Genomic DNA, 16,586 nt, shown 5'->3' with positions numbered 1-16,586 from the left:
TAAATAGGGTATTTGCTCCCTGTTAACCATGATAGACAAGTGAAGGAGGAATTTAAGATGTCCATTAGCCCATATCAGGTATGCCCGGTATTTGAAAGTGCGCAATTGGTGTATAGATTGGTTCAAGAGGATGACGCTGAAGACCTACTAGAATGTTATTCTGACGCTGCTTCTATCCCGCTCTTCAATAGCGATAACTGTAATAACGATTTTAACTTTCAAACGAAAGAAGAGATGAGTGGCTGTATACGATTTTGGCTGGATGAATATGCAGGGCATGGTTACGTTCGATTTACTATTGTGGAGAAAGAGAGTGATAAAGCAGTTGGTACTATTGAATTTTTTGCGAGAAATGAGAGCGTTGAAGAGGTAGGACTGATTGGTGTTCTAAGGCTTGATCTGATCTCGAGATTGGAGAATGAAGGAGTTCTGACAGAGATCCTCTCAATGATTGAGAAGGAGTTCTATGATTGTTTTAGGGTTGATGCGATGATTACCAAGGCCATTCCTACCGCTGAGCAAAGAATAAGCGCATTATTAAATATTGGTTATTCAAAAATTGTGGGCAACGCACTGGTGACTTTCAACGACTATTATATGATCTCGAGGGCTGCAGGTCAGGAGGTATAATCGCAAGATACATAAGATAAGAGTTAATTTTAACTATTCATTAACAAGTGAAATTGGAAGAGATGTGCTACTCTTAATGTATGCCAAAATTTATATGAAAAGGGGTTTTGCTTTGACAAAATCTACGATTCTTTCATCAGAAGGAACAACGATTCGTCATTTTGAACAAGGGGACATGCCATTACTGGGTGAGTTATATAACTCGGTTACTTCGCGGGGAAATGCTGTTTTTTGGTGGGTTGGTGATGAGGGAAACTGGGAGAATGTGTACTGCGCCTTTGAAAACGGGAAAATGGTTGCCAAAGGTCAAGTAGAGATCATAAATATTGTGCCGCCTGGGCGTTCAAAGGAAAGCAGACATTCGATCTATTTGAATTTGAAAACAATACCTGAACGAGAAGAAGACCATGATTTATTAGAGAGCTTGTATCAAACGCTGCTCTTGAGAGCACTTGAATTGAAGGAAACTTTATCAGCAGAGTACAAAACGACGCTCTGTATGGGGAATAACGCATCGGAGATCGCAAATACGAAATTTTTTGAAAAAGAAAAGGGCTTCTGTCAATACAATAGCTTATTTAAAATGAATCATACTCTTAATAATTCCTACACCGTACCTAAACTGAAAAAGGAATTTGAATTTGCGACTTGGATGATGGAGACGCCACAAGAAGAAGATCATTATTTAGAATTGGAAGCAGAGGTTTGGCCAGGAACCCCACTCGGGAAAGAACGACTATCTCAGTTTAAGCAAAATCCGCTTTGGAACTCTATGGTTGTTCGAGAAGGGGAGAGGGTAGTAGGCAGCTTGATGGTATGGCAGGAAGAGGAAAGTGGGTATATTGAAAATGTTTTTGTACTTGAGCCGTGGAGAAGATTTGGAATTGCTAGGTACATGCTTTCTCAAGCGTTAAACTATTTCAGAACACATGGACTTGAAGAAGCATCTTTAATGGTGTTAACCGATAATGATTCTGCATTGCATCTTTATGAATCTGTCGGATTCAGTTTATCAAGTGAGGAAAGACGGTATCGTATAGAACTCCTATAGTTTTTGAAGTGGAGGATTACTAAGCAAAGTGTGATTCGGTTTCATCGAGGCTCGATGACAGGATTGCACTTTTTTAGTAATCCGTTCGCCATGCAATAGATGATTACTGGAAATCCTCTGAACAATTTTGTTCAGTTACTGTTAGTTACTTGTTTACCCTCGCATTTCTTACACACGTTAACCTTTTCGCCTGAAAGTCCTTTTCCGATGTACAAAAGCTTAATACGAGTGCTACCGCAGATCAGACATGTTCCTCTGCCTCGGGATGGCATACGCCAGAGTGCTTTGCCGCGCTTGTTTTTGGACATAAATAGCCCACCTTTGCGATTGATACCCTATCTTATGAGCGAGGGAACCTTAAAGTTCGGAGAATGAAGCTTATAAATTCCTTTGTGATTGCAGACAAAATAAAAGATAAATAAGGGCGAAAAACGCCCTAAAAAAAACAGCGCATAACTTAAATTATACGCTGTTTTAGTTTTAAGACGTTTTTTCGAGGAAAGATCACCACTTGGACGAGCGAAAAGGAGGGATTTTAAGGAATTTCTTATAAATAACGGATGTCGATATCTCTAAATTTACCTGCTGACATTTTCAGCATTCTGAATTGTAATGAGCCTTGTTTATAAGTGCCTCTGCTCTGATCTGGATTGACTGGAATGGGGAGTGGGATGATCTCCCTATGATCTTTTCCAAGACCGCTTAATTTGATTTGGGTTCGGTTGATTTGTGCCCATATACTTTCGGGGTGAATTCCACTTGGAATTCGAATTTTAGTAATTAGATAATTATGTGTGTCCAGATGCTCAACATGCAGACTTGAAGTTTCTTCTGTAAATGATGAAGTGGTCGCCGTGGTAGCTTCTCTGATTATTTTTTCAACATAGCCATCGATCTGGCTTGGATCCAGCTTCCATTGCTCTTCAAGCGACTTTAAGGATAGCTTTTTCTTAAAAAAGGGATCTTCGTTCATCCAATCTAAAGGGTTCGATTTATTGGGGCTCATGAACGCTGAACCTCCTTCATTTTTTTATCCATTGTATGGGCGTATGACTTATTCAGTGACATCTGGGCGGATATCTACATAGAATAGGTTATCATTCCGAAGGGAGGAGTGGTTTGGTGGTTTCAATCATCGGAAACATTAAAATCAACAGCGTAGGCCCCAGTTCCACAGTCTTAGTAGGAAATACGGCATCCGTTATTTTGAGCAGTAACTCCAAAATCTATGCCGGTGCCAACTCCTTCTCCATAGGTGACTCCATAGGTACAAACATTACGAATAATGCAGCCAGCAGTACGAACACAATGGATTCAGATGTGGTGGATCAAGTATCGCCTCCTTAAGGGTGGGTTTATATGAATATTACGGTATATCAGTGCATATCGGTCAATAATCTAAAAATTGGTACGATCTCAAATTCATCGGTCCTTCAGATCGGCACATCCGGACGCATTAATGCCTTGTCTCATAGTTATCAGACTGGTGACGTTCCAAAATCTCCTCCTGCGCCAATACCAGCAGTAAGTGATTCACCTCTTGTACCCTTGCCTCCACCAACTGAACTATATACACGCTAGAATTAGGCTCTTATCCTTCGCATACAATAAACCATAGGAGGGGGTTGTATGCACCCGTATTATGTTCAGCAAGTCTTTAATGCATTAAGAGTGCAAGCTGAAAAGATTCAACTGCTAGAGAAACAGCTCCAAGATTTACAAGGTGACATTGACAACATTAAGAATAATAAAGCTGCAAGTATAGGTCCTATAAATTATCATTTTGAACAATTGAAAATTGAGAAGCTGGAAGGCACTTTAAATATAGGCATAACACCAAATGAGGGTAATAATCTGGATGAAGCGATGATCAATGGTAAGCCTATTGGGGAGCAAGAGGGAGGGACACCAACTGCAACTGCATTATCTGATAAGATTCGTCCAGAGATTCTGAAGTATGTGCAAGAGGAAGTTCCTTCACAATTTTCACGCTTAGAAAAAGAGCAGAACTTAAGTATTGATGAGCAGTATATCCAAATGGTAACCCAGGATCTGCTGAATCAGATGGATGGCCGGATTAACGAGTATGTAAGCCAGCTTCCTGCCTCAGAGGAAGGGCGTGGAAACACAGAAGAGGAGAGTGCTTCTATTGTTGAGCAAATCAAACGAGATATTGTTACGGCGGTAGAGCGTCATTTGGAAATTAACATAACTGGAAGGCGGGAGCCGCATGAAAGTAACCGTGATTAACAGAGACATAAATGTAAACGCAGTAAAAGTGGTTTCAATATCAGGTTCTTCGGTATTTTTAGTAGGGGATACACAGACGATTAACTGTTCTTCTGCATTTGACAGCGTGATAGAGTATGCTCCGAGTGCTCCAGATCAAGTCCAAAAAGGCAGTTAACAAATGCACACCTCACGTATACTAGATGTGTATATCAATAATCTGTCTGACAGTTCGATATTCATATGTGGATCTGTAGAGCGGATTCAGTCCAAGTTTGTGGGCAGTAAAGAAAATTACCTATATAACATGCAAGAGATTATTAGCAATAATAGAGAGGCTTTACGCTTAGACATCCCTCATGTGACCTGGCCGAATCAAGTGAATGTTAAAGATGAAGTTGAAATTTTGAATGATTCCGAGGAATCAACCATTAATATGCAATATATTAGGATTTTATCGATTGAGTCTGGAACGACCTTCCAGATTGGAAATGGTGGTTCTGTTCATCTGGAGAGTCGAACCAGTGAGTTTAAGAGAGAAATAGCTTCAAAAGATGAGGCGTAACAGCATCTATTTTAATTCTTTTGGCAGAGAAATCGCGAATAGATCGTGTTCTGTCTGGATGTAGAGAATACCATTCGCACTAAATAGTTTGCCGTATTGTTGTGCTCCAGTCTTTACTTTGCCAAGCGCTTTTCCTGTTTCTGCATTTAGGATATGGAAGTAGCCATTCTCATAGCCAGCGTAGATCCCCTTACCGATCAATTGAACGCTAAGCGCGGGACTGTCCGGTCCGTTGAAACTTGTGATTTCATTATCGTTTATTGGAACTCCGGTCATCTGTGTACCATTTTGGAAAAAAGCCATGTTATTCACTGGACCAGCCACCCAATTTCCATACTCTTCAAAACTTTTGGGTTCAGTCGTTGTTTCTTGACTCAAGGTAAACCGGTAAAGTGGATTGCCATCAAAATTATCTAAACTTCCATCAACTGTATAGAGGTACGAGCCTTGAAGTGATGTGAAAGTATTACCAAGTCTACTGACATCTTCGAGTGGTTTATAGTTCTCTTTGGTCTTCGCTTTTCCAGTATTAACATCTACATGTACCAAGGTCAACTGATAGCCTTTAATAGGCTCGTTAGAGACATCATTTGAAGCATTTGCTTGTTCGCGGAGTATTAATTGACCATGCCGATAAGCAACAAAGCTATAAAATCCCTGAATTCTCCATAACCTCTTGCCTGTAGCTGGATCGAGACCGAAAAACTGCGTACGCCTATTATCAACGGTGCTGGATACTACCAATACCCCGTCATAAAGACCGTCGATACTCCCTACATACATAGGGATGTCTTTATTTTCCCAGATCTTTTTACCGGTAACTGGATGATAAGCCGCAATTCCACCATGCTCGTTCCGGAAGTACAACACTCCGCTAACTAACTCCGTGAAAGCGCCAATCTCAATCGGATCTTTGGCAGCCTTAACCTTCCAAAGGAGTTTTCCCGTTTGGGCATTAACTTTTACAAGATAACCCTCATTAGTGATAAAGAAAACCGAATTATTCGTTATAATTTCAGGATTCGATCCGTTTTTGTAGGACCACTTAACTTTTCCTGTAGTGAGATCAACAGCCTTTAGTGTGCCACCTGATGAATAATAGAACAATCCATTTGAAATAGGGGATTGTTGACTATAAATCCCTTGACCATCTGTTTTGTCGTGCCATAAGGGTTTGATAGTAGTCACTGTATCGGCTGCTGTTGAAGAGGACGTAGTGGAAGTTGCTGCTTGAGCACCAGGCAAATATAGACCAGCTCCAGATACGAGCAAGGAGGAAGAAATAGCAGTCTTTAGCATGAATGGTACATATTTCACGATTTTAGCTCCTTATAGATCATTTAGTATATATTGACGCGGAGTATGGGTATTTGTTTCTTATTTGTAAAAATAAAGTTGTTAACATAATTATGATTATGTTAACAAATAAAAGCGAATTGATTACACAAAATTCTTGTGTAGACCAATTCGCCATGGTTAGAGTATTCAGTTATTTAAAAGCCTTCACGAAGCCATGTCGTCGCCAGCTTAATGGCGGCTTTTTTGGCATTGGTTTCAGCTAAAGGATTTAGCATCACAAAATCATGTATGATACCTTGAAAACGAACTGCTGTGACTGTGACCCCGGCTTCACGTAATTTGGCGGCATAAGCTTCACCTTCATCACGTAGAACATCTGCTTCACCCGTTATGATTAGTGCTTCGGGTAGATCGCGTAATTGCTCAACACTAGCACGAAGCGGGGAGGCTGTGATCTGATTCCGCTCCTCAGGGTCAGTAGTATATTGATCCCAGAACCATTTCATACCGTCCCGCTGCAAGAAATATCCTTCGGCGAACTCATGATAGGATTGGGTATCGAAGGAGGCATCCGTTACCGGATAGAACAGAAGTTGTTTCCCTATCTTCGGGCCCCTGAGTTCTTTAGCCATAAGCGTAATGGCGGCTGCCATATTTCCACCGACACTATCACCACCTATGGATAGCTTGCTAGCATCAAGGGCATGATCACTTCCCTGTTCAGCGATCCATTTCAGAACAGCATAGATTTCTTCAATTGCTGTAGGATATTTAGCTTCTGGAGAGAGGCTATAATTTGGAAAAACAATAGCAGCCTCCGCACCAACAGCTAGTTCACGGATCAGGCGGTCATGGGTATGTGCATTACCAAACACCCAGCCTGCACCATGAATGTAAAGGATCACTGGCAACGAGACGGAAGAGGAGCTAGGGGGCCGAACAATTCTTATAGAAACATTACCGTTAGGTCCTCCTGGCACCATAAGATCTTCAATATCAACTTCAGGTTTATATATTTCACTGGATTGTACAGTATCTACCGTTTCACGACCTTTTTCTGGTCCAAGATCAGGAAGGAACGGAGGTTTGGAATTATCATCGGCAAATTTCCGCGCTGCTGGTTCAAGAATGATCTTTGGTTGATTTGGCATGATGTATCGTCTCCTTTATCTGGTCATAGTATAGTTTAACCTCTTCATTCCATAACCATCTAAGGAGCTGCTGAAACGAAAATGAATTAGAAGAAACCCGTAACCGATCCTGATGTAGGACTGGTTACGGGTTTTTGATTTTTATAATGCTTTTCGTTGGGCCTCATGAATTTCTCGTCTTATCTCCTTCATTCCGGCAACTTCTTGTTTATGTTTGATACGAAAGATCAAAATAAACATCAAAGTAATAAGCAACGGATAACCTATCGCCCAGCCTGTAAAAGGAAACACTGCAGCAGTTGCGAGAAAAGAGATCCAGCTAATCGTTACACCTAAGCGACTTCCTTTGAGCAGGCGTATCCCCGCGGCACAGCCTCCGATATAAGTTAAGATAAATGTCGCATTCGGAAACTGGATCAAAGTAGTGATAGATATCGATCCGCTACCGTACAGTGACATCACCGTTACAAAACAGAGGAGCAGGAAAGCTATCCCACCGATAGGGGTATGATAGGGTTTGGATAGTCTACCCATCCATTGCGGCGCATAGCCCTGACGTGATAATGCATAAGCCACACGCGAGGCTGCACCGGCATAAGCGATAATGGTGGCGGTACAAATGAAGAGACCTGTAAGACCTGCGATAAATCCTCCCCAAGGTCCAAGAGGTTGACTTATGATCCAGACAAGTGAAGTACTTGACCCACCTTTAAGGTAGCTTTGTGTACCAACCGTTGCTAAAGCGGATAAGAAATATAGAACACCTACAATTATAGCAGCGATGGTCACACCTTTAACTGCAGCACGTTGTGGATCTTTGAACTCCTCAGAGAGATGTGAGACAGCTTCCCAACCAATAAAACACCAAAATAGGATTGCTGCAGCCTGACCAATGCTCATCCAGCCATGTGGAACAAATGGAGTGAAGTGTTCAATCTCCATCCGAGGGAGCGCGGTAGCAAAGGAGAAGACGAGAACAGCTACAATCGCAATCACTACCGCAATTTGTACCTTTCCAGCCACCTGCATACCAATCCAGTTAGTAATCAGGCCAACGGCCAACATAACAGCAGCGATAGTAATTCTCGCAGGTTCATCCCAGCCCATTGCGGCTGTCATATAACCAGCTCCGGTCAGCGCGGCGACAGGCGCACCAATCGGAACGGACATCAGGAAGAACCAGCCCACTAAAGATCCAGCTTTAGGTCCGAACGCAAGGGTAACGAAGTGGGACACACCTCCAGCGTTAGGAAATTTGGCAGAGAGTAAACCCATGGATAAGGCCATTGGCAAGATTAACAGCGTCATAAATCCCCATGCCAGCAATGAAGCGGGACCAGCCATTTCTGCAGCCAGACCGGGAACGATTAAGACTCCTGAGCCTAATACAGCGCCGATATAAAGAGCTATGGCTTGCGGCATGCCGATGTTTCTTTGTAATGTGGTTGAACTTGAATCATTCATGATTTTTAATCCTGCTTTCATTGTCTTTTGTTATAGAGTAGCAGATAATAGATCCATTGGAAAAACAGAATCTTTGAATAGTATCCATTCGAAATTCCGATGGTTGACTATCACTCAGGGGGTACGCATGGAATCACGTCATCTTTTTGCCTTTATTGTTGTAGTGGAGACAGGTAGCTTCACACGCGCTGCACAGAAGCTCGATTATGCACAATCCAGTATCACCGCACAAATCCAAGCACTAGAGACTGAAATAGGTCAGCCTTTATTCGATCGGATCAGTAAAAAGATCATCCTAACCGATGCAGGCCGCCGTCTACTCCCATTCGCTCAAGAGATCTCCAGAATGCACTCTCTAGCGCAAGATGCTCTTCGCTCCGAGAGTGAGCTAACAGGGTCTTTACGGATTGGTGCACCTGAATCTCTGGCTGCTTTTCGCTTACCAGGCATTATCAAGGAATTTCGACTGAAATATCCAAAGGTCCAAATTCTTCTGAAGCCTGGAGCCTGCTGGGAGCTAACGGATTTAGTCCGTTCCGGCGAACTGGATTTGGCCTTCCTATTGCAACCAGAGACGGAAGATAAAGATCTGAATATAGAAACACTGGTGCATGAACAAATGACCCTGATCGCTCCACCGGATCATCCCTTAATGAGCCTTTCAGTGGTAGAACCGTTTCATCTTAAGGGAGAAACGATATTGCATACGGAAACTGGTTGTAGCTACCGTACTTTGTTTGAACATCATTTAAATAGACACGGTGTATTTCCTGACCCTACACTAGAGTTTTGGAGTATCGAGGCGATCAAGCAATGTGTTATGGCTGGTCTAGGCATCGCTTTTATTCCAATGATTACTGTCAACAACGAATTAACGGAAGGGAAGTTAACTAGGTTGAACTGGAATGATGAATCGCAGCGTGTAGCTACTCAAATTGCCTACCATCATAAGAAATGGAAATCTCCTGTTCTAACAGAGTTTTTAAAATCCGTACAAAAGCATGCTGAAAAATGGAGCAGCTAAGTTTAATTCTCGTAGCTATTCTATGGTACAATAGATTGTCGAAATCAAGGGAGGCTCGAAGCCATGAATGAGTGGAGTGAAGACTACGAAGAGGGGCTTGAGGCTTTTTTAATCTGGATGAAGGATGCCGGTTACACTCCCTACACGCAGAAATCCTATTTAGTGGATGTAAAACAGTTTTTAGAAAGTCTGAATGGTAAAAAGCTAGAGTCCGTAAAGAAGCTACATGTTATTTCTTTTCTTACGTCAGTGCGTGAACGTGGAGTAAGTGATGCTACCCGTAACCGGAAGCATGCCTCAATTAACTGTTTTTTTAAGGCATTAATTGAGCTGGAATTGCTTCTAACCAATCCTGCAGCTGGGATTAAGAAATCTAAAACTGAGATCAATCGCGAACCGGTCTACTTAGATGAAGGTGACCTGGGGCGATTTTTATCTTCTATAGATGGGAAATACAAAGGTCGGAATTTAGCAGTTTTTTTACTCATGTCCTATATGGGGCTTCGGGTGGGGGAAGTCCACACGCTTAATTTAAGTGATTATAATGTAGAAAGACATTCGCTTCGAGTGTTCGGTAAGGGACGTAAATGGCGTAATGTACCGATTCCAGAGGATGTGGTACCTTTTCTCGATCTGGCAATAGAAGAACGATTAAATCCTTGGCGCAGTAAAGAGGAAGCTATGTTCATTTCACAAAAAGGACGCAGGTTGTCCATACGTGGCATTCAACAAATCGCTGCGGACACCTTCGATCGTTTCCAAAAGGATGTGCCTGCTGCACAACGTCGACCATATTCCAGCCATAAGCTTCGACATTCCTTCGCTACCATGTTGCTACGAAAAGGTGCGGATCTACGGACGGTTCAGGAGCTGCTGGGACACTCTTCCATTCAGACAACAACGGTTTACACGCATATCACGAGCCGGGAGAAAGAAGAAGCCATGTCGAAATTGCAAGTCCAGATTTGATAGAATTCAAAGTACTTTCATAAAAAAGGGGCTATCCTTCGGCCATGTATCATGACGTTAGGGAGAGCCCCATGTATTCATTTTCTTATAGTTCTAGCTTAGCAATCTCAGCTTTAAGCTTCTCGGCAGATTTCTGGAATAAAGCTTTTTCTGTCTCATTCAATGGAAGGTCTAGTACTTCTCGTACACCGGTTCGATCTACGATGCAAGGGGCGCCAAGGTAGACATCCGAAACCCCGTTATAGTTATTTAATAAAGTAGAGACGTTTAATACTGCACCTTCATTATGCAGAATGGAGACTACGATTCGGTCAAGTGCTAGTGCTATTGCATAAGAGGTTGAGCCTTTGGCATCAATAATTTCATAAGCAGCATTTTTAGTATCCTGGAATATTTCATCACGTTCTGCTTCGTCAAAACCGAGATCGGTCCCGGCAATATTCGCTAGACTCCAAACAGGAAGCTCCGAGTCTCCATGTTCCCCGATAATCTGACCGTGAATACTGCGAGGATCAATTTCTTTGTGGCGGCCAATGAGGTAGCGAAAGCGTGCACTATCCAGCACCGTACCGGAACCAATTACTCGTCTGCGGTCAAAACCGCTTATTTTTAAAGTGGCATAAGACAAAATATCTACAGGGTTAGTAGCAATAAGTAGAATCGCATGTTGGTTATATTTCGTTATTTTTTCAACGATATCTTTGAAAATTGAAATGTTTTTGCGGAGCAGATCTATCCGGGTTTCACCTGGTTTTTGTGATGCACCGGCAGTTACAATGATGATATCCGCTTCACGGCAATCTTCATATGTACCAGCCCATAACTTCACACCACCAACAAAGGGCATGCCGTGATTCATATCCAATGCTTCTCCAAGGGCTTTCTTTTGATTAACGTCAATAAGTACGAGCTCAGGCATACGTCTCCGTAGCAGTAATGTATAGGCTGTTGTTGTACCAACTGCTCCAGTACCAATGACTACGACACGATTGGGTTTCGGGGGCATAATTTCATCTCCTCAGTATTTTAAATTTTTAGTTTTTAATCTTGTCCATCATAATCGCTAACGTTATTGTTTTCAAGCAGGTCTTATTTAATGCATTACCCCATTTTGGGCATACTAAATAGAAATTCTCTAATCAATTTGACAACAAGACTAGACAGGAGAGAATGTAAGAATGAATTTATTCCGCAAAAAACCGCTAATCGCACCTTCAAACTCGGGGGCAACCAAGTTAAACAAAACACTTGGTGCGTTGGATCTAACCATGCTAGGTGTAGGAGCGATTATTGGTACTGGTATTTTTGTAATGACAGGAGTAGCAGCAGCAGAACACGCTGGTCCTGGCCTTGTCATTTCATTCCTGTTAGCCGCTTTTGCCTGCGTGCTGTCAGCCCTTTGTTATTCAGAGTTTGCATCGACCATCCCGGTCTCCGGAAGTGCCTATGCTTATAGTTATGTAGCTTTTGGAGAATTACTCGCTTGGATTTTGGGCTGGGACCTTGTGTTAGAGTATGGCGTTGCAGCAGCTGCAGTAAGCAGCGGATGGTCTGGCTATTTACAGGGACTTTTAGAGGGCTTTGGGATCCACATTCCTACAGCACTATCCGGGGCGTATAATGCGGAAGCAGGTACCATTATTAATTTACCAGCAGTAATAATCATTTTACTAATTTCCTACTTACTAACACGGGGAACTAAAGAGACTGCTCGTTTTAATGCCATTATGGTTGTTATCAAATTAGCTGTAGTGCTTTTGTTTATCGTAACTGGATTTTTCTATGTTAAACCAGAGAACTGGACTCCATTCCTACCCTTTGGCTATCAAGGAGTTGTGAACGGTGCGGCAACTGTCTTCTTTGCCTACATAGGTTTTGATGCGTTATCGACTGCTGCAGAAGAAGTAAAGCAGCCACAACGCGATTTGCCTATAGGGATTATTTCATCCCTTGCTATATGTTCTGTATTGTATATACTAGTTTCACTTGTATTAACGGGTATTATACCTTATACGGATCTAAATGTTAGTGATCCCGTTTCTTATGCGCTTCGTGTTGTAAATCAAGATATGATAGCGGGTCTAATCTCTGTTGGAGCTATTGCGGGAATGACCACCGTACTGCTCGTAATGCTGTTCGGTCAAACTCGGCTGTTATTCGCAATCTCACGTGATGGTCTTTTACCACGAGGATTATCTAAGATCAATGCTAAAACACAGACACCTATTCGTAGTACGTGGATGGTTGGGATCATTATAGCTGTATTAACGGGCTTTATTCCTTTGGATCGATTGGCTAACTTAACAAGCATTGGAACACTGTTTGCCTTCTTTGTCGTTTCTTTGGGGGTAATTGCCCTGCGTGTTATTCATCCCAATATGAAAAGAGGGTTCAGAGTACCCTGGGTACCCTTCATTCCATTGCTAAGTGCGGCAACATGCGGATATTTGATGTATAATCTAGGAAGTGAGACATGGATTGGATTTCTGATTTGGACGGGTCTTGGACTTCTGATCTATTTTCTATACGGCTACCGTAATAGTAAGTTAAATTATAAATATGATTCCAATTGAGAGGAGAGAGGGCATTGACATCTAGAACCGCTGGATTGAAAACTCTAAGAATGTTTATAATGCTGTTTTTTTTAGCGTGGATAGTCTCAGCATGTTCTTCACCACCACCGGAGCCTTCTCCACAGCCACAACCTACAGAAGCACCGGAAGAAGGACAGACGATTACTCTGATTACACCACCCAGTAACAATACTAACAAAGAGAGTGGCCCGAAATATCAGGTTCAAACTCGAATTACGGGTTTTCATCTGCTTAGTGAGACTGAGGGCATGGTATGGGGTGTAACAAAAAATGAACTTCGTTTATACGTTACCCATAATAACGGGGCGACTTGGGCTAATATTTCTCCTGCACCCAATGTGCAGTTCCTCTCCACACCTGTCTATGGAAAAGGTATCTTTTTTACTGACTCTAATCATGGTTGGATTATAAGAAGTGCATTTGGTACGACAGAGAATATAGTGCTACGAACCACAGATGGAGGGAAGAGCTGGAAAATCTCTTCATTAGGTGATGATAATAATATATCTTCCGTTTATTTCAATTCACCAACACAGGGATGGCTGATGACCTCTGCGAACGCTACTCCCAATAAGGAAAGCAAAACGATTTATTCAACATCAGACGGTGGGGCCACATGGGAAGAAGTGATGCAGAATGAACAGTATAAACCGAACCTTCCCAATCATTCGATTCCGTTCACAGGTGTGAGTACTGGAATGATCTTCAAAAATCGTGTAGATGGATTTGTGACTTTGCAGACCGGTGCCCTTCCAAAGATCTTTATAACTAAGGACGGTGGTGGGAGTTGGAATCCAGGACAGTCTTTTCTGGTAAATGAACAACTGGAAAGCTGTGACAGAGTCATTACTGGCAAACCAGAGTTCTTCGATGCTAGTAAGACTAATGGTTGGATGTCTGTGGGCTGCCAAAATGATAAAGATAAGACGATTACTTACCACGGTTACTTTACCGCTAATGGTGGAGATAACTGGAAATTTGCACCTTTCGAATTAAAGAGTCCAACCGAAGGGAATCATCAGAGTGCTCCGACGTTTCTGAATTCGCAAGTTGGTTGGTCCATTATTGGTAACACTCTTTACCATACCGTTAATCAAGGGAAAACTTGGCTCCCTCTTAAGGAGAGCAGTGTTCTGCGGTCGAAGCTTGAGGAATATCCTGAGACGATTAAGATGCAGTTTATTTCCGCAGAGGTGGGGTGGCTTTTGCTTGAGAAAAAAGAACAAAAACGCTCGATCCTCTTACAAACTACAAATGGTGGGATTAGTTGGCGTGTGATGTAAAGTAGAGTGAAGCTGTTTCGAAAGTAGTGGATACTACTTATGGAACAGCTTCTTCTTTTATCTGAATATGAAGGAATCAGCCTCCAAATCAATTTGTTTTTGATTGATTGAATATAAGGAAAAAACTTAATTAAAATTTTCTTTATAGATGTGAAAAAAATCACATGACATTTAAATGATCGTGTGATATATTTAACACATAGAACAAGTTCAAATTTTCACAAACTTAACTTTCGAATAGGAGAGATTACAATGAAAACTTTTGAAACAGATTATATGACAAGAAACCTACTGCAACTTTGCTACAACTGTGATGACGCTCACCTGTGTGAAACGGAAGAACAATGCAGAGCATGCTGGGCAGACAATGGTATGTTAGATGTTGAAACTGACGAAACGAAGCAATTGCTAGACCTCGTTCATGCTTAATCTGATCACTCAAAACTATGATTAAAGACCACTCGATTTCTTGATTTCTAAGAAAACGAAGTGGTCTTTTTGTATGAAGTATCACTAATTTAATGCTTTCTGGACTAGAAGAGGCATATACATGTACAGAAGTGCCTGAAGCTAAGTTAAGGGTTGAATTAATGGGTATGAAGGGGGAAAATGTCATGGGAATGGGCCCGGATCTTTCATGGATGTTTGATTTCTCTGGAACAGTGATGCCAATATTTCTCATTGTAATGGTTGGTATTCTTGCAGTATCAGCAGGCAGGGGTTTGCTTCAATGGAGCCGGAACAATAGCTCACCCATGTTAACCATCCCTGCCCGTATCGTCAGCAAACGGAGTGAAATAAGGCAGCAGCAGGTTCAAGAAGATAATGGTTCAAGTCGTACGAGTACAACATACTACTTAACGTATGAATTAAATGGGGGCAGTCGAATTGAATTTAAAGTAGATGGCCATGAATATGGAATGAGTGCAGAAGGCGATAAAGGCATGCTTACCTATCAAGGAACTAGATATCACGGATTTGAGAGACAACCACAATACTCCACAGCGGAGTAGTCATTAGCTATACATTCATTTTTAAACCATTCTTCTGTACTATTCAATGGAGCAGAGGGATGGTTTTTATATGCGGACTATTAAGCAACTAAACGGAATACAAATGGCTTTAAAATTAGGTTAGAACTGTCACCTCTTGGGCTAATGCACATACAATACACCATGCAGTTAAGAACGAGGTTGCTTACGAAGCAACCCCAAGGAGGAGACAGCGTGGCCGTCATCAAAACGAACTCGGAAGATGTGAGGGTGCTAGCGCGGTTGATGAGAGCAGAAGCTGAGGAAGACGGAGATCTCGGCATGCTTATGGTCGGCAATGTTGGTGTCAACCGAATTCTTGGAAATTGCCTGGACTTTATGAATATTCGTAATGTGAATGACATGGTCTTTCAAAGTCCAGGAGGATTCGAAGCCCCGCAAAAAAGCTACTTCTATCAACGGGCAAGAGAAGCAGACATCCGTCTTGCCAGACGTGCAATTGCAGGTGAGAGAACCTGGCCAGCGACTAATGCTTTATGGTTCTTCCGTCCTGTAGGAGATTGCCCTCCAACCTGGTATAACCAACAAAACACAGGCCGCTTTAAAGCTCATTGTTTCTTTACTCCGACTGGAGAAGATTGCCCGGCTGTATTTATTGGTAATTAACAGGGTAACTGTGTAAAAGAGAATTACTCATTATTATGAGTAATTCTCACAGTAAGCTAGTGTAAAGGTTCTTTTGTGTCCAAAGGGAGCAACTGCTCCGATAAACAATTAGGAGGTTTCATTAAATGATCGTTCAACCATACCGCCCCGTTACTTACACTATTGGTAGTGTTTCTTCTTCAGGTATGCAAATGCCAATGTCTACAGGAATGCAAGGAATGCAAGGAATGCAAGGAACGCAAGGAATGCAAGGAATGCAAGGAATGCCAGGGATGTCAGGGATGCCAGGCATGGGTAGCATGCCACCACAAGTTAGCAGCGGAAGTCCGATGACACCAGGAGGGGCTGTAGTTCAAAACCCACCTCAACAGTTTGAACAATCGTATATCGAAAATATTTTCAGACTGAATTTAGGTAAAGTAGGTACATTTTATTTTACTTACGAAAATAACAAAGAGTGGAATGCCAAAGTTTACAAGGGTGTACTGGAAGCTGCGGGCCGTGACCACATTATTATTAGTGACCCAGTAACTGGTCAACGTACTGTATTACTTATGATTTATTTTGATTATGCTACATTTGATGAGCCCCTTACTTACCAGTATCCTGGTGTGATCGGTAATCCTCCTACAACAAGAAACTGTCGCTAATCAGGTCCTTATATTTGTG

21 protein-coding genes are annotated in these 16,586 nt (G+C 42.1%); 15 read left to right on the top strand and 6 right to left on the bottom strand.

The window, feature by feature from the left end:
- Positions 1–57 precede the first annotated feature (57 nt).
- Positions 58–630: a GNAT family N-acetyltransferase gene (locus L1028_RS15715; RefSeq protein WP_234535367.1), complete on the top strand. Its 573-nt coding sequence runs from the start codon at positions 58–60 to the stop codon at positions 628–630.
- Between the two features lie 112 nt (positions 631–742).
- The gene (locus L1028_RS15710; protein ID WP_341482549.1) at positions 743–1,681 is read left to right on the top strand and encodes a GNAT family N-acetyltransferase; all 939 of its coding nucleotides are present in this window, start codon (positions 743–745) and stop codon (positions 1,679–1,681) included.
- A 131-nt stretch (positions 1,682–1,812) separates the two neighbouring features.
- Here the strand turns inward: L1028_RS15710 and L1028_RS15705 are convergent, their stop codons facing one another.
- On the bottom strand, positions 1,813–1,989 hold the full coding sequence (locus L1028_RS15705) for a hypothetical protein (RefSeq protein ID WP_167348469.1): 177 nt from the start codon (positions 1,987–1,989) through the stop codon (positions 1,813–1,815).
- Positions 1,990–2,228: 239 nt separating this feature from the next.
- A complete protein-coding gene (locus tag L1028_RS15700; RefSeq protein ID WP_234535365.1) occupies positions 2,229–2,687 on the bottom strand; it encodes a hypothetical protein in 459 nt (152 codons plus the stop codon).
- Between the two features lie 116 nt (positions 2,688–2,803).
- Between L1028_RS15700 and L1028_RS15695 the strand changes: the two genes are divergently transcribed.
- Genes L1028_RS15695 through L1028_RS15675 form a run of 5 tightly spaced genes read left to right on the top strand, consistent with a single transcriptional unit; the run spans position 2,804 to position 4,475 of the window.
- Positions 2,804–3,028, top strand: a complete 225-nt coding sequence (locus L1028_RS15695; protein ID WP_036687577.1) for a spore germination protein — start codon at positions 2,804–2,806, stop codon at positions 3,026–3,028.
- Positions 3,029–3,040: 12 nt separating this feature from the next.
- On the top strand, positions 3,041–3,262 hold the full coding sequence (locus L1028_RS15690; protein ID WP_234535363.1) for a spore germination protein GerPB: 222 nt from the start codon (positions 3,041–3,043) through the stop codon (positions 3,260–3,262).
- Positions 3,263–3,310: 48 nt separating this feature from the next.
- Positions 3,311–3,931 carry a spore germination protein GerPC gene (gerPC, locus tag L1028_RS15685; RefSeq protein ID WP_234535361.1) on the top strand — a complete coding sequence of 207 codons (621 nt, stop codon included), beginning with the start codon at positions 3,311–3,313 and terminating at the stop codon, positions 3,929–3,931.
- Entirely contained in the window at positions 3,912–4,088 is a 177-nt protein-coding gene (locus L1028_RS15680) for a spore gernimation protein GerPD (RefSeq protein WP_234535359.1), read from the top strand. Before gerPC ends, L1028_RS15680 begins: the two co-directional genes overlap by 20 nt.
- A 3-nt stretch (positions 4,089–4,091) precedes the next feature.
- On the top strand, positions 4,092–4,475 hold the full coding sequence (locus L1028_RS15675; protein WP_234535358.1) for a hypothetical protein: 384 nt from the start codon (positions 4,092–4,094) through the stop codon (positions 4,473–4,475).
- Between the two features lie 6 nt (positions 4,476–4,481).
- Here L1028_RS15675 and L1028_RS15670 read toward each other — a convergent pair whose 3' ends face one another.
- From L1028_RS15670 to L1028_RS15660, 3 genes are all read right to left on the bottom strand, one after another.
- Positions 4,482–5,792 carry an outer membrane protein assembly factor BamB family protein gene (locus tag L1028_RS15670; protein WP_234535355.1) on the bottom strand — a complete coding sequence of 437 codons (1,311 nt, stop codon included), beginning with the start codon at positions 5,790–5,792 and terminating at the stop codon, positions 4,482–4,484.
- A 176-nt stretch (positions 5,793–5,968) separates the two neighbouring features.
- Complete coding sequence (locus L1028_RS15665) at positions 5,969–6,925, bottom strand: alpha/beta hydrolase (RefSeq protein ID WP_234535353.1); 957 nt, start codon at positions 6,923–6,925, stop codon at positions 5,969–5,971.
- A gap of 141 nt (positions 6,926–7,066) precedes the next feature.
- Entirely contained in the window at positions 7,067–8,389 is a 1,323-nt protein-coding gene (locus L1028_RS15660) for an APC family permease (RefSeq protein ID WP_234535351.1), read from the bottom strand.
- Between the two features lie 127 nt (positions 8,390–8,516).
- On the opposite strand from L1028_RS15660, the gene L1028_RS15655 reads away from it, so the two are divergent.
- Positions 8,517–9,413: a LysR family transcriptional regulator gene (locus L1028_RS15655; RefSeq protein ID WP_234535350.1), complete on the top strand. Its 897-nt coding sequence runs from the start codon at positions 8,517–8,519 to the stop codon at positions 9,411–9,413.
- 63 nt (positions 9,414–9,476) lie between these two features.
- Entirely contained in the window at positions 9,477–10,382 is a 906-nt protein-coding gene (locus tag L1028_RS15650) for a tyrosine-type recombinase/integrase (protein WP_234535347.1), read from the top strand.
- An 85-nt stretch (positions 10,383–10,467) separates the two neighbouring features.
- Here the strand turns inward: L1028_RS15650 and L1028_RS15645 are convergent, their stop codons facing one another.
- Positions 10,468–11,388, bottom strand: coding sequence for an L-lactate dehydrogenase (locus L1028_RS15645; protein WP_234535345.1), 921 nt, complete (start codon positions 11,386–11,388; stop codon positions 10,468–10,470).
- A 172-nt stretch (positions 11,389–11,560) separates the two neighbouring features.
- Between L1028_RS15645 and bcaP the strand changes: the two genes are divergently transcribed.
- From bcaP to gerQ, 6 genes are all read left to right on the top strand, one after another.
- A complete protein-coding gene (gene bcaP, locus L1028_RS15640) occupies positions 11,561–12,955 on the top strand; it encodes a branched-chain amino acid transporter BcaP (protein ID WP_234535343.1) in 1,395 nt (464 codons plus the stop codon).
- Positions 12,956–12,969: 14 nt separating this feature from the next.
- Positions 12,970–14,259 (top strand): WD40/YVTN/BNR-like repeat-containing protein, encoded by a 1,290-nt coding sequence (locus tag L1028_RS15635; protein WP_234535341.1) that lies wholly within the window; start codon positions 12,970–12,972, stop codon positions 14,257–14,259.
- A 252-nt stretch (positions 14,260–14,511) separates the two neighbouring features.
- Positions 14,512–14,688, top strand: coding sequence for a hypothetical protein (locus L1028_RS15630; protein ID WP_179085723.1), 177 nt, complete (start codon positions 14,512–14,514; stop codon positions 14,686–14,688).
- A gap of 191 nt (positions 14,689–14,879) precedes the next feature.
- The gene (locus L1028_RS15625) at positions 14,880–15,272 is read left to right on the top strand and encodes a DUF2500 domain-containing protein (protein ID WP_042194012.1); all 393 of its coding nucleotides are present in this window, start codon (positions 14,880–14,882) and stop codon (positions 15,270–15,272) included.
- A 213-nt stretch (positions 15,273–15,485) separates the two neighbouring features.
- The gene (locus L1028_RS15620; protein WP_234535339.1) at positions 15,486–15,917 is read left to right on the top strand and encodes a cell wall hydrolase; all 432 of its coding nucleotides are present in this window, start codon (positions 15,486–15,488) and stop codon (positions 15,915–15,917) included.
- A gap of 245 nt (positions 15,918–16,162) precedes the next feature.
- A complete protein-coding gene (gene gerQ / locus L1028_RS15615) occupies positions 16,163–16,567 on the top strand; it encodes a spore coat protein GerQ (protein ID WP_423803051.1) in 405 nt (134 codons plus the stop codon).
- The last annotated feature ends 19 nt before the right edge of the window (positions 16,568–16,586 follow it).

Origin of the sequence: Paenibacillus pseudetheri (assembly GCF_924513355.1) — a bacterium.
Taxonomy (GTDB): Bacteria; Bacillota; Bacilli; order Paenibacillales; family Paenibacillaceae; genus Paenibacillus_AQ; species Paenibacillus_AQ pseudetheri.
This window is presented reverse-complemented; position numbering and strand designations above follow the sequence as displayed.